At 42.5% G+C, this 14,257-nt stretch carries 13 protein-coding genes and 1 tRNA gene; 7 read left to right on the top strand and 7 right to left on the bottom strand.

Features of this window, described 5'->3' with window-relative positions; translation table 11 throughout:
• Positions 1–32: 32 nt before the first annotated feature.
• Entirely contained in the window at positions 33–1,907 is a 1,875-nt protein-coding gene (locus QQL36_RS18045) for a transglutaminase domain-containing protein (protein ID WP_321570529.1), read from the top strand.
• Between the two features lie 13 nt (positions 1,908–1,920).
• Positions 1,921–4,083 (top strand): DUF3857 domain-containing protein, encoded by a 2,163-nt coding sequence (locus QQL36_RS18040; RefSeq protein WP_321570528.1) that lies wholly within the window; start codon positions 1,921–1,923, stop codon positions 4,081–4,083.
• A 9-nt stretch (positions 4,084–4,092) separates the two neighbouring features.
• On the opposite strand, the gene miaA is transcribed toward QQL36_RS18040, so the two are convergent.
• The 5 genes from miaA to QQL36_RS18015 all read right to left on the bottom strand — a co-directional run bounded on the left by miaA (position 4,093) and on the right by QQL36_RS18015 (position 9,082).
• On the bottom strand, positions 4,093–4,995 hold the full coding sequence (gene miaA, locus QQL36_RS18035; RefSeq protein WP_321570527.1) for a tRNA (adenosine(37)-N6)-dimethylallyltransferase MiaA: 903 nt from the start codon (positions 4,993–4,995) through the stop codon (positions 4,093–4,095).
• 5 nt (positions 4,996–5,000) lie between these two features.
• Positions 5,001–5,579 (bottom strand): IS1096 element passenger TnpR family protein, encoded by a 579-nt coding sequence (locus tag QQL36_RS18030; protein ID WP_321570526.1) that lies wholly within the window; start codon positions 5,577–5,579, stop codon positions 5,001–5,003.
• Between the two features lie 150 nt (positions 5,580–5,729).
• Entirely contained in the window at positions 5,730–7,163 is a 1,434-nt protein-coding gene (locus QQL36_RS18025) for a CCA tRNA nucleotidyltransferase (protein WP_321570525.1), read from the bottom strand.
• A 70-nt stretch (positions 7,164–7,233) separates the two neighbouring features.
• Positions 7,234–7,809 carry an L-threonylcarbamoyladenylate synthase gene (locus QQL36_RS18020; RefSeq protein ID WP_321570524.1) on the bottom strand — a complete coding sequence of 192 codons (576 nt, stop codon included), beginning with the start codon at positions 7,807–7,809 and terminating at the stop codon, positions 7,234–7,236.
• A 142-nt stretch (positions 7,810–7,951) separates the two neighbouring features.
• Positions 7,952–9,082, bottom strand: coding sequence for a glycosyltransferase family 1 protein (locus tag QQL36_RS18015; RefSeq protein WP_321570523.1), 1,131 nt, complete (start codon positions 9,080–9,082; stop codon positions 7,952–7,954).
• A gap of 222 nt (positions 9,083–9,304) precedes the next feature.
• Here QQL36_RS18015 and QQL36_RS18010 point away from each other — a divergent pair, with 222 nt between their 5' ends.
• From QQL36_RS18010 to QQL36_RS17995, 4 genes are all read left to right on the top strand, one after another.
• On the top strand, positions 9,305–10,117 hold the full coding sequence (locus QQL36_RS18010; protein WP_083725941.1) for a 2,3,4,5-tetrahydropyridine-2,6-dicarboxylate N-succinyltransferase: 813 nt from the start codon (positions 9,305–9,307) through the stop codon (positions 10,115–10,117).
• A 148-nt stretch (positions 10,118–10,265) separates the two neighbouring features.
• Positions 10,266–10,349, top strand: a tRNA-Leu gene (locus QQL36_RS18005).
• A gap of 115 nt (positions 10,350–10,464) precedes the next feature.
• Entirely contained in the window at positions 10,465–10,797 is a 333-nt protein-coding gene (locus tag QQL36_RS18000; RefSeq protein WP_321570522.1) for a hypothetical protein, read from the top strand.
• Positions 10,794–11,915: a site-specific integrase gene (locus QQL36_RS17995; RefSeq protein ID WP_321570521.1), complete on the top strand. Its 1,122-nt coding sequence runs from the start codon at positions 10,794–10,796 to the stop codon at positions 11,913–11,915. The genes QQL36_RS18000 and QQL36_RS17995 overlap by 4 nt, the downstream gene beginning before the upstream one ends.
• Positions 11,916–11,986: 71 nt before the next feature.
• On the opposite strand, the gene QQL36_RS17990 is transcribed toward QQL36_RS17995, so the two are convergent.
• Positions 11,987–12,226 (bottom strand): hypothetical protein, encoded by a 240-nt coding sequence (locus QQL36_RS17990; RefSeq protein ID WP_321570520.1) that lies wholly within the window; start codon positions 12,224–12,226, stop codon positions 11,987–11,989.
• 141 nt (positions 12,227–12,367) lie between these two features.
• Positions 12,368–13,111, bottom strand: coding sequence for a RadC family protein (gene radC / locus QQL36_RS17985; protein ID WP_321570519.1), 744 nt, complete (start codon positions 13,109–13,111; stop codon positions 12,368–12,370).
• Between the two features lie 225 nt (positions 13,112–13,336).
• Between radC and QQL36_RS17980 the strand changes: the two genes are divergently transcribed.
• Positions 13,337–13,996 (top strand): hypothetical protein, encoded by a 660-nt coding sequence (locus tag QQL36_RS17980; RefSeq protein ID WP_321570518.1) that lies wholly within the window; start codon positions 13,337–13,339, stop codon positions 13,994–13,996.
• Positions 13,997–14,257: the final 261 nt, after the last annotated feature.

Raw genomic sequence — 14,257 nt, 5'->3', positions numbered from 1 at the left:
TTTTAATCTTATACTTATTTTCCTTATACATTATGAATATCCATTCTTATACCTTGTTAATTTTGTTATTGCTACACTCCGTTTATGCAAAATCACAAGACGACCCGGACAATATCGAACTAGCCAATTCCTCCGAAACATTCGAGTTTCAATACAATACCAAACAAAAGCAGGTCACGGTAAAACAACTTATCCATAAAGACTTTGTCTGCAACAGCTTCCGCGCCACCATCCCCTTCTCCGAGCCCTACAATAACCAGGAAGAGATCACGGACCTCACAATCCTGACAGACGGCAAAAAAAACCGGACTATCACGCCCACTTACGATTATCTGAATATTGACGAATACTTCTACTCTGACCAAAAGATCTGCTACTTCAATATTCCCTTTTCCAAACAAGGGGCACACAATGAAGTGAACATCGAAAAAGCCATTCGCGATCCCCGCTATCTGACCACCGTTTATCTGACGGACTACTACCCTTCCAAACAAAAAACCATCAGCATCATCGTACCCCGCTGGATGAACATAGACATCCATACTTTCCATTTCGAAAATCAGCACATAAAAACGGAAAAGACGTACGATAAAGATCGGGATGCGGACATCTATACTTATACCGCCACGAACCTGCCTGCCATGAAGAAAAGCTCCATGAGCCCGGGGCCAAGCTGGATCTATCCTCATATTTTAGTTCGCAGCAAGCGTGCAGATTATAAAGGAGAGCAAACCGTTTACTTTAATACGACCAACGACCTGTATCAATGGTGTCATAACCTGGCATCCCAGCTGCACCCAGATACCGCCACTTTAGGGGCTAAAGCCAGGGAAATTACCGCTGGTATTCCGGACAAATTTGATCAGTTAAAAGCTATTTTTTACTGGGTAGAAGAAAACATCCGCTATATCGCATTCGAAGATGGTCTTGCTGGTTTCCGTCCTGACGAAGCGCACGAGGTACTGCGCAAGAAATACGGAGATTGTAAAGGCATGGCCAACCTTACAAAAGAGCTGCTCGTGCGTTGTGGTTTGGATGCAAGACTCTGCTGGATAGGTACGAATCATATTATGTACGATCATAGTATTCCTTCCCTGAATGCGGACAATCACATGATATGTGCCGTACAATACAACAATAAATGGTGGTTCCTCGATGCGACTGAAAAGTATATGCAACCCGGCATCTATGCAGAACGAATAGCCGGCAGACAAGTGATGATTGAAAACGGAGACAATGTGCTGTTAGAAAATATTCCTGTCACCACACCGGCACAAAACGCCCGCCTGTTCAAGGAATCCCTGACCATAGAAGGAAACAGTATGACTGGCAAAATAAAATACAAATACAATGGTGAAAGCAAATCTGACTTGCTGTACAACATAAACCTGACTAAAAAAGACAGGGTACAGACATCACTGGAAACTTACATCACCAACAAGAATAGTCACTATAAAATATCCAATGTCACCACTACCCGGCTGGATCAGCGGGACGGCGATCTGGAAGTAAGTTTTGATCTACAGTATCCTGATGCCGTATCTTCATTTGGCAAAGAGATGTATATCGATATCGACTACAACAAGGAATATAACAACGCGGTGATCGATACTGTAAAACGTAAGACTGACATCCGTTTCGACTGCAAAAATAATTACATCACAGAGACAGAGCTGCTTATACCTGCAGGGTATAAAATGACTTCCCTGCCGGAGGATCTGCATATTTCTTCACCTAATTTCATTTTTGACATCACCTACAAGGCCACTGGCAATAAGATCACTTACCGCAAGCAATTGCAGATCAATAACACTTATTTGCAAAAAGCCGCTTTCGGGGACTGGAATAAAGCGGTATCCGCATTATCACAAAAATACCTGGAACAAATAACCCTTACCCAACAGTAAAATAGAACAACCTATGTATAGAAGCATTGTCATTACGGCCCTGCTATTCACCACAGGCCTGCATATTCAGGCACAGTCAAAACAGGAAAGAGCCTATCAGGCAGAAGCTGATGAGGTGAAAAAAGAAGTACAGGATGCGAAAGATCCAGCCTTTGCACAAACAGTAGTGCCTGAAAAATATCAGAATGAATCGGCAGTGATACTTGCAGTGAAGTTCTCGCTGGATGCGGATCATAGCCGGCGCAAAGATCATATTAACACGACCTTGCACGAGCGTGTTAAGATCCAGGATAAGGCAGCGCTGGAAGAATATTCTGAATTCAATATCCAGAAACTGAAGAGCAGCAGCTGGGCGCGCGGGTACAAACTGGTATCCTTTATGGGCATTCGTGTGATCAAGCCAAATGGCCAGCAGCGAGATATAGACATGAATGATGCGGTCAATGTAAAGGATGAAAAGGATGATAAAAAACAGAAGATCGCAATTGCTGACCTGCAGGTAGGCGACATCATCGACTATTATGTACGGATCAATAAAGATGCGGCTAGCTGGTTTACGAATCCGGATCCATTGGATTACAGTATTGGTGAGAAATACCCGATGCTGGACTTTGCACTGGACATCAGGGTTTTCAGGAAAATGGGTGTGTCATGGAGATACCTCAATGATGATTCAAGTGTGTTGAAGCGTACAAAGGAAGATGAAGACTACGTATTCTCTATTCATAAAAAAGATGTACCTAAAATTACGGATGAGCGCTGGTTGTATGCCAATCGTAGTCTGCCGACATTAAGGTTGACTTACAATATTGCGGAAGACATGGTGAATGGGGTAAATGAGAAAGATATCAAGGAATACCTGACTTACCGGATCATCAGTGTAGGAGCGCAGTATATGGCGCTGCCAGCTATCCTGAAGGAGTTCCCGGATGTACTTAGCAATTACAAGAAGGTACATAACAAAACAGATATGTCGAAGAGAGAGATAGCGGAACTGGCATATTATTACATTCGTTATGCAGCGCTTTACCGTGAGCAGGGGGGCCTGGGCGCGGATATAGAAGTAGGACAGAACAGGAAATTATATTCACCAAGGTCTCACTTTGTGGCCAATGCATTTCGTCAGTTATTATTGAAGTATGATATTGATACAGATCTGGCAGCGGCGGTGCCACGTAGTGTAGGTACGCTGCAGGATGCGGTTTCACTGGATGACCTGGAATATTTTATCATTGCTAAACCAGATGATCAACCTATGTATTGCTACCTGGGATCTATGTTTAGTTATCCTGATGAGTTGCCGACCGGACTGGAAGGACAGGAAGCTTATGCGGTAAGTGTGACGGGGAGCAAAGGGGAAAAATCATCCAGTTTCAGAAAGATCACATTGCCTGTAAGTACTGCGGCGCAGAATGTAGATGCTGAGAAACTGAATATCAGTTTTAATGCAGAGAACCTGCAAACGCTGAATATTGACAGGATGATACGTGCAAAAGGGCAATATCGTTATCAGTATGTAGATATGTTGCTGTATGAAGATATGTTGGAAGAGGAAAGAAAAACATTGAGCATGTCTACCACTTTCGAGCGTGATCTATCAGCAGATAAAAAGCGGTTTCCTGAATACAAGGCGGCGTTTGCAAAGGCACGGAAAGATATGGATGAAACGGTGAAAGATAATATCTATACAGATTATAGTATTCAGCCTACGGCGGTGACTTATTATAAAGTGGCGGATCAGGGACTGGAGAAACAGAATAAGCCGTTTACGATGCATCAGTCATTTACCATGGATGGTTTTGTAAAGAAGGCGGGGAATAATTATATGCTGGATATCGGAAAACTGATCACAGGTCAGATAGAATTGACACCTGAAGAAAGGAAGCGTACTTATGATGTGCATATGGCGTTTCCGCGGACGGTGTCTTATGAGGTGTGGGTGAATATTCCGGAGGGGTATACATTGGAGGGTGTGGAGAATCTGAATAAGTCAGTGATCAATGAGACCGGGCAGTTTGTGAGTAGTTCGAAGGTAGAGGGGAATAAGCTGGTGGTGAATATTACGAAGAGTTATAATCATCAGCATGAGACAGTAGGTGCGTGGGGGCAGATGATGGCGTTTATGGATGCGGCGGCGGATTTTACGAAGCAGAAGGTGTTGCTGAAGAAAATATAAATGCTTGGGCTACGGCCCAAGCGTTTTTTTTATATCTTCCAACAACCCCTCTCCTCTTTCATACCACTTAATTTCTTTATCTTTTTTAAACCACGTCATTTGTCTTTTCGCATACTGCCTGGTGTGAATGACTACTAATTCTTCGGCTTCCTGCAGCGTGGTCTTCCCATCCAGGTAATCAAATATCTCCGAATACCCCACCGTCTGCAAAGCATTATGACTCCTGAATTCCTGCACTGATCGCACCTCTTCTACCAATCCATCCTTCATCATCTGCCTCACCCTTGTTTCAATATTAGCATGCAACAGTGGCTTCTCCAACTCAATCCCCGTCTTGATAATTTCAAAATCCCTGTTGGTTTTATTTCCTGTCCGGAATTCCAAAATCGACTTTCCGGTAGTTTCAAAAACTTCCAGGGCCCTCATTAATCGTTGCGGGTTCTGGATTTCGCCCACGGCATAAAACCGGGGATCTTTCGCTTTCACTTCTTCCTGCAACCACGTCAATCCTTCCTGCGCATACTGTGAAATAATGGATTGTCTAACTTCCGTTGGCGCAGCAGGTATATCATCAATTCCTTCACAAAAGGCTTTTATATACAGACCTGTACCGCCACAAAGCACGACGACATCATTGTTCCTCCACACTTCCTCTGCATATTGTAATGCTAACTTCTCAAAGATACCTGCATTCACTTCTTCACGAATGCTATGAGAATTGATAAAATAATGGGGTACAGCCGCCAACTCAGCAGCACCGGGCTTTGCCGTGCCGATACTGATCTCTCTGTAGCACTGCCTGGAGTCTGCAGATATTACCGCGGTATTAAAATATTGGGCTACCCGTACAGCCATCGCCGTTTTTCCGGCAGCCGTAGGACCTGCTATTACGATTACTTTCTTATCTCTCATGTAAATTAATACATGTCTTCACTGCTGGCATCCTCCATTCCTTCATCATCCGCTTCACTGTTTTCATCCTCCTCTCCTTCTTCGCCAAATCCATCTTCACTCATCCCCTCTTTATTCAGGTCATACTTCTCCTCCATCTCCACCAGCTTATCACCTACCAGTCCTTTTGTACCGTACTGGCTAGGCGCCAACCCTTCTTTCCTTACACATAGCGGATAGGTCACCCTAGAATTTTCATCCTTGGATACCCCGATCAATTCCACCAGGAACGTCCAGTTCTTCGCAAAATCATAGAGGTATATAAACTTCTGATTAGGCGTTTTCACTGCTACCCCAATGACAGTTTCTTCCATCAGTAATGGATCTACCTTGCGGACTACATTGTCTTTTTCGAGAATGATCTCCCTTCCCCGTTGCCAGTTATCGTTGCTACGGAAAAAAGTCGCTTTATGTTTATTGTCAAATTCGAATGACTGCAAAATGACTTGGTGGAATTGTAAAAATGTCTGGTCTGGTTTAATGGAAATATCCCTGTACACACTTTCGTCTTCTTCCCAATAAACTCTGAATTTCAAAACAGGCATGACAATAAAGGATTTTATTGAATAATTGGATGCTTCGTCTCTGGTTTAAAGCTAATAATACATAAATAGCTATAAATACACAAAAAGCTATTATATATCAATCATCAAACCTTAACTCAGAAACATCACCACTTTACTAAATTAACAATTTTATTTAACTGGTGTCAAATCCATCTCTTTTGCCTTTTCCAGCAGGAAGGCATAAGCGGCATCGTAGGTATTGGGTATCACCCCATCCAGGATGGCTTCGCGGATGGCACTTTTCAGATCACCAACGGTTCTGCAGGGCGTCAGGTTAAAGGTTTCCATGATCATCTCACCTGTTACCGGCGGTTGCCAGTTACGCAGACGATCATTCTCCTCTATCTCCTTCATGCGCTGTCTTACCAGTTCATAATCATCGAGATATCTCCGCACTTTGGATACGTTCTTCGATGTGATATCTGCTTCACAGAGCATCATTAAGGCTTCTACATCCTCTCCTGCTTCGAAGAGCAGGCGGCGTATTGCAGAATCAGTGATATTCTCTTTCGTCAGACTAATAGGCCGCTGGTGCAGTTCTACCAGTTTCTTCACTAAGCGCATAGGTTCATGCGTAGGGAGTTTCAGTCTTGAGAAGATGCGGGGAACCATCTTGGCTCCTACCATCTCATGTCCGTGAAATGTCCATCCATGGCCCTGCTCATAACGTTTGGTGGCGGGTTTACCGATATCGTGCAACAGTGCAGCCCAGCGTAACCAAAGGTCTTTTGTATTTCTGGAAATATTATCGACTACCTGCAAGGTATGTGAAAAGTTCTCTTTATGCCGCTTGCCATCAACCGTTTGAACACCAGCAAGATCTACCAGTTGCGGGAAGATGATCTTCAACAATCCGCTCTTAAACAACAGGTTCAAACCTATAGAAGGCACTGCAGACAACATGATTTTATTCAGTTCGTCGGTAATACGTTCCTGGGAGATAATCTGAATGCGGTCTGCCTGCTCTTTGATAGCCTGAAAGGTATCGTCAGCAATAGTAAACTGCAGTTGGGAGGCAAAGCGGATGGCCCTCATCATACGCAGAGGGTCATCGCTGAAAGTCTGGGCAGGTGCCAATGGAGTACGGATAATTTTTGCATCCATGTCCGCCAGCCCATTAAATGGATCTATCAGGCTTCCATAATCTTCTTCATTGAGGCTGATAGCCAGTGCGTTGATAGTAAAATCTCTGCGCAGCTGGTCATCCTCCAGGGTACCCGGTTCCACGTCGGGGTTGCGGGATTCCTCTCTGTAACTTTCTTTGCGGGCGCCTACAAACTCAACTTCAAATTCATTCCATTTTACCTGTGCGGTGCCATAGGTTTTAAAGAAGCTCACCTTGGCATTATCAAAGTAAGTAGCCACTTTGTGTGCTAAGGCAATGCCATCTCCTACGCACACCACATCCAAATCTTTGGTACGGCGGTTCAGCAGTTTATCACGCACGAAACCCCCGATCAAATAGCAGGGCACGCCCAGTTCATGGGCTGCTAACGCTATCTGTTCCAACACTTTGCGTTCCTGTAAGGTACAGGGTATGTCAATAGGCTTTCTGCTGATCATATTTAAATAAAACGGCAAAAGTAGCTTTTTTTAGCCGATAGTCCATGGTCTCCTCATCAGGGTGTGAGTACTACTCCCTTATTACTTGTAAGGTACCGTCTTTCAATAACTTAACAATACGGGATGGCTGTCGGGGGGTAGTATCTTCCTGTCGGTAGGCTACAACATAATCTACGCCATTTTTTACGGCAGGGTCAATGTCTGCATAAAAAGCGGGGGAAGGTTGGCCGCTCAGGTTGGCGGAAGTGGAAACCAAAGGTTTACGAAGACGTTTCACCAGGTGACGGCAGAAGGGGTCCTGCACGAGGCGGATAGCCACGGTACCATCTTCATTAATAACACTGGGAGCAAGGTCGAGGGCGCCTTCGTAAATGACAGTAGTAGGGCGATCAAAATTAGCGATCAGATCGGCAATGGCCGGATCGGGGTGAGCGACGTATTTGAGGAGGTCTTTTACGTCGGCGAGGAGGATGACGAGGCTCTTTTTTTCGGGGCGTTGTTTAAGGGAGAAGACTTTTTTTACGGCATCTTCGTTGGTTGCGTCGCAACCAATGCCCCAGATGGTGTCTGTGGGGTAGAGGATTAATTTTCCGGTTCTTAAGGCGGCGAGAGCGGCCGTTACGTCATTTTCAAAATCGGTGGTCATATGTTATAGACTTTGGAACGGGGGTGTTTTGTTTTAGTTAGTGATTTAGAGGCTTTGGTAGACTTTTGTTAGTTACAAAGCCGATGATTCTGGTTTATAGGGTTTGGTGCACCTTCATCAGTTACGAAGCCGATCTTCTCATTTACAGGCTTTGGTACACCTTCATCACTTCCGCTGCACATTTTTCTCTTGTAAACTTTTCCGCTTGTCTTAATCCCTTTTCTTTCAGCTCTTCTATGAGTGCGGGGTTATTAGCCACCTCACCCATAGCATTCGCTATTGACGCAGGTTTCGCCGGATCGATATAAAGGGCGGCATCCCCGGCAGTTTCACCAAAGCAGGAACCACTGGAAGTGATCACGGGTGTACGGCACCACATCGCTTCCAGAATAGGTATTCCAAATCCTTCAAAGAAAGATGGGTAAATCAGCGCTTTAGCTCCCTGGTACAAAGCCGGCAGATCATTATAAGCGAATTTCACCGTATCATTTACGAGGATAACGCTCTTTTGCAACCCGTTGGCGGCAATAAAATCCATCACCTTTTTCTTATAGCTACTGCCACCACCCACAACTACCAAAGGTATATCCAGCTTACCTTTCAGCTGCACCATAGCCTGTAAGATACCTAACAAATTCTTTCGTTCAATCAACGATCCAACATACAGGAAATACTCCTTCGGAAAGTTATATTTCTCCAGCATTTGCGCAATTTCCGCTTTGCTATGTTGTACACCAAACGACTCATCACAACTTTGATAAGCGACCGCGATTTTGTTTGCCGGTGTATTATAATACGTAATCAGATCCTGTTTAGTTTGCTCACTGATCGCAATGACCTTATCAGCGTATTGGCAGGCGTATTTAGCCTTTTTACGATACGTCTGCACATCAATGGGATTGTATTGTTCCGGGTTGCGTTCAAAGATCAGGTCGTGCATGGTAACAATACTTTTGACACCACTCTTGTGAATGCCGAAAGGGATCTCGTGACTTAAACCATGATAAATATCAATGCCTTGTTGCGCCAGTTCACTCACTACATATTTGCTGCGCCACAGTCCTTTCAGCAGGCGATGCAGGGGCTTTTTAGGCAATATGGTGGTCATATTGCCTAAAGCAGCGGTGCTGTACATACCTGTTAGTTTGGGTGCATACAGGTAGTAGTGGTGCTCCGGGTAATAGGTAGCCAGAGAACTGATTAGGGTCCGGCTGTAATTGCCGAGACCTGTGTTATTCTGGAAAGCCCGTTTGGCATCGAAAGCAATATTCATAGTATGGTTTAAAGGGGGGTAAAGGTAATAAATAAAAAATTGGGAGGTGGGGAGGTAAAGAGGTAAGGAGGTTAGGGTGTTGGGAGGTTGAGGGGTAAGGAGGTAGGTGGTTGGGAGGTTAGGGCATTGGCGCCTTCATTGGTGTTTTCCGGCTAATCAGGAAAAGCATCAGTGAAAAATTCCCCCCTCTTTTACTATGTTTGTGAAAAATTTCGATACACAATGGAGCTACAAGAACTCATCCAGGCTGCCTGGGGAAACCGCAGCCTGCTACAGGAATCTACTTACAGCGATGCTGTCAAAGCTGTTATTGAAGCTGTAGATAAGGGAAAGATCAGGGTAGCAGAACCCACAGGAGAAGGCTGGAAAGTCAATGAATGGGTAAAGCAGGCCATCCTGATGTACTTCACCATCCAAACAATGGAAACCATAGACCTCCCACCATTTGAGTTCTATGACAAAATGAAGCTGAAATCCAACTATAAAGATCTGGGTGTTCGTGTAGTACCTCATGCGATTGCACGATATGGTGCATTCATTGGCAGAGGCGCGATCCTGATGCCATCTTACGTAAACATTGGTGCATACGTAGACGAATGTACCATGGTGGATACATGGGCGACTGTAGGTTCCTGCGCACAGATTGGTAAGAATGTACACCTGAGTGGTGGTGTTGGTATTGGCGGTGTATTAGAACCACTGCAGGCTAGTCCGGTGATCATCGAAGATGGTTGTTTCCTGGGTAGTCGTTGTATTGTAGTAGAAGGTGTGATAGTAGAAAAAGAAGCGGTACTGGGTGCGAATGTGGTATTGACTAAGTCTACCAAGATCATTGACGTAAGTGGTCCTGAGCCGGTAGAGTACAAGGGTCGTGTACCGGCACGCAGTGTGGTAATTCCAGGGACATATACTAAGAAGTTCCCTGCTGGTGAATACCAGGTTCCTTGCGCACTGATAATTGGTCAACGTAAAGAATCTACAGATTTGAAGACGAGTCTGAACGATACGCTGAGAGAGTTCAATGTAGCTGTATAAGCTGGATGCTCTTGAAAAGAAAGGCTGACCTTTTAGGGGTCGGCCTTTTTTGTGTAGGTATGGTTGGTAGTTTGAAAATTTTCTATATAAAAATTTGGAATATTGGGGAAAGTGTATACCTTTGCAATCCCTTAACACGGAATCAGTTGCCCAGATGGCGAAATTGGTAGACGCACTGTGTTCAGGTCGCAGCGCTCGCAAGGGTGTGCTGGTTCGAATCCAGTTCTGGGCACTAAATGGCTCTGTAATCAATTGATTTACAGGGCCATTTTTAATTTATGCTTGTCAATAATTCATAGGTTTTAACGCATTCTACCACTATTATTGACACATAATTGACACACAGAATGACACACAAAATTTGTGGTACTTCTCTAGCAATTCCACACCCGAAACTCTCTGAAGAACATCCTCTTATCATCGTACCTTCAGGATTTACAGCTATCTGCAACGATTATAGTAAATGCCTGGATTATGATTTCTGTTTTGGCAGTTTTATCCCGGAAAATCTGTCAGTCCTGACAAGAATTCCCATAAAAATTTCTTTCCTCCCCTTTTTCTCTCTTATTCTCTTTTTTGTAGTTGCACCCTCGCTAATGACCGGAATACCGCTGCATCCCTTTGGCACGGCATATACATTGAGCAATATTCCCTATAACCCAAAAGCCACAACCATATGAATATCATAAAACGCACAAATAGCAAAGGGGATAAAATCACTTTCTATTATGACTATGGTCGCAAAGCTGGCCAACGACCTTCAACGGGAATTTTTATTTATTCAAAACCTAAAACCCAGGCTGAAAAAAACCATAATAAACAAGCTTTAGATTTACTAGAAGTAAAGAAAAGCCAGAATATCATCGAACAGCAGTCAATAGGTACCGCCTATATTCCACCCCATAAGTTTAAGGGGAATTTCCTGGAATACTACGCGGAATATGTAGATAAAAATAAGACCGATGGTAACAGGGCTTTACAGAACAGCTTTAAACAATTTAAAGAATTTGTAGGGCGCAGCTTCGTTTCGCCAGTTGATATTACGGAAAACCTATGCAAAGAATTTAGAAAATTCCTTTTAGCCAAATTTAAGGGGGAAACTCCCCAGGGATATTATGCAAGATTTAAGTGGGTATTAAACGCAGCGACTAAAGATAAATATTTCCAGGTGAATCCCACAGACGAAGTTGCAGCTATACCCAATCCCAGCGCGACGTTAAAGGAAAACCTTGAGGTGGAAGAATATTTAACACTGGTTAAAACACCTTGCTTAAACGAGGAAATAAAATTTGCATTTATCTTCTGCTGCTACACAGGGCTGAGATGGGTCGATGTTGAGCGTGTTAGGAATGATGACGTAAATGAAGACGTTCTTACTACCAGGATCATACAAAAGAAAACAGGTTTACCAGTTACTTTAACCCTGCATCCTATAGCCCAGGCTATAATAAAAATACAAAGAAGGAAAAGAGGTAGTACACCAGGTAATAAAAAGCTATTTCAACTTCTTGGTCGGAATGGTTGTAACAAAGTACTTGAAAAATGGATCGCAGCTGCAAAAATATCAAAACATATTACCTGGTCATGTGCCCGCTTATCTTTTGCTATACTGCTAAGAGATGCCCTAGTAGATGAGGTGACTATCGCAACCTTAATGGGTCATGCGACACCCAAACAGGTCAATAAAACCTATAAAAGACACCGGGCTAAAGACCAGCTGCAAACCATCATGAAATTGCCATCTGTAGATATTAATAAATATTTTCTTCACTTACCAGATGAGGAAGCTGAAGAATAAATTGATGCCAATAACAAAAAGGAATGGCTGTCCAAAACGGACAGCCATTCCTTTTAAATGCAAAACAAAAATTATCTCCTCCTCTTTTTCGGCAATTCCATCACTGTTGCCTTTTCACCCTCCAGCATTTTTTCAACGTCCTCCCTTTTAAAGTATCCATTTTCATTTTTAAACACGCCAAACTCTTCGCACTTCTTGGCAAACTGTGTACGGCCAAGATTACAAAAAATCATTGCTTCTTCCGGTTTCAGATACGGCTTGAAGCAAATTGCAATTGCACGCATAGTAACTAATTCTTGCTGTTTAATCATATGTCAGATTTTAAAGCAAAGTTCAGCCATCCCCTAAAACTGATATTCCAATTGTGCAGCTTTAAGTCTAAAAATGTCATATTATGTAGAAAAATGTCGAAAAATGTAAAAAATAGTCGATCGACTATTTTTTACAATCCATCAATTAAGCGATCCTTCATCTGCCAGACTGTAAAATCCGACCTCTGAAACGATAATATGGTCAATTACGGCAATATCCATAAGACTCGCCGCCTTCACAATTTTCTCCGTAAAATATTTATCCGCGGAACTAGGATTTAAATTCCCGGAAGGGTGATTATGACAAAGGATTAACTTGGATGCTCCAATTTCCAATGCTTCTCGAAGTATCATTCTTGTATCTGACGAAACATTAGCAATACCTCCCTTGGCTAAAACACTGTGTTTTAAAACCCTTTGCCCATGATTCATATACAACACATGAAATGATTCGTAGGATTGATCCCCTAATATAGGCTTGAAGTATAGCACAGCATCAATGGTATTTGTAATGACTTTTTTCGACAATAGAAGTCCTGCCTGCCTACGTCTTCCTAATTCCATTACCGCTGCTAATTCGGCAGCTTTTATGTCTCCTATACCTCTAATTCTCTTAAACTGGTTCACATTAAATTTCGCTAGCTCACTGAGGCTGTAAGAGGCTTTTGCAAGTAATTCCTTTGCAATATTATTTACGTTATTCCCTTTAGAACCGGTGCCGATAACTAGGGCTAACAGTTCTGTATCTGTCAAGGAAGACGGACCGTGATTTATTAATTTCTGATGTGGTAAATCATCTATTGGCCACCTGGACATCGACAATGAGGATTTTACATTGACCATCTTATTATCAATTACCTGGTCCAAATCAACAATGGATTTCATAAATAACTTTTTTGATTTCCTAATTATCAATTAAATCGCAATACTTAAATTTTATTGTAACAATGAACAAAATGACATCTCAAATTTTGAGAATTAGCTAAAGTGGATAAAAAAACATCCGTTCTGAAAACTATTTTTACAATAACCCAATTAGCGACCACCCCAGGTGTATCTAACATTTCTTGAGTGAACTAATGCCCGCTCAGGACGAAACTAAAAACAGATATGTCGGACGCTGTAAACCCTCTACTCCTACTTTCGGAACTTGTCTGTGATATTAGCATTAAAGATGCTTTACAGATAACCCAGCAGGAATATGAGTATCAGATAACCAAAATAAATACGTATGAAAAAGAAATCCAGGTAGAGATATTTATGCAGGCTGTACATTTATTGTCATGTCAAGGTGTTGAGAACTACGTTTCCTCTTATTCACGGGTGTTGTCATATCTGGAAAACTGTCTGAATGAATGTCTTTCCAGCATTGAAATGAATACGGGAAAAGATTCTCTTACCATGTCACTAACACATCACCTTTTATCTGTAGTGCAAAGCCTAAAACAGTTTATTGATCGTCGATTTATAGCTTTTTCTCCTGATAATGCGGCTGTTGACAAACCCATTCAGAAACAAAAATTCAAACTGAATATAGCAGTTTCAGTCATAGCTACCTTGACATCGGCTTTTGTCCGATGCGGAGATAATGTTAGCATTAGAGAGGAAACTGAAATTATGCGTTTTATAATTCGACTTTTCAGTTCAAAAAAAACCAGCGGAATTGCCTTCAAGAGCTTCCAGAATCACTACCGTATTCCAGAAAGAGCTGCGATAGTAAAATCAATAGAAATTCTTCAAGCAATGATAATGTGGTTAAAAAAAATATAATCGCGTTATCACTCTAATAACAAAGCATTTGCATAGAACCTTCCTTTGCACGTGCTTTGTTATTTCAAAATAACTTTTCCCTTGATGTAAATTTCAAACGTGAGTCCATTGCTTGTTCCTTAAAATAATAATTCATACTTAATTAAATTGTACATGACAGAACTAAACAATGAATATAATCAGGTAAAGTCTATCGCTGACTCCTTTCACGAATTCATGGCCACCATACAGGCCGACATAAGCATTCAGGGAGACGTTGAA

The organism is Chitinophaga sp. LS1 (assembly GCF_034274695.1).
Classification (GTDB): Bacteria; Bacteroidota; Bacteroidia; order Chitinophagales; family Chitinophagaceae; genus Chitinophaga.
This window is presented reverse-complemented; position numbering and strand designations above follow the sequence as displayed.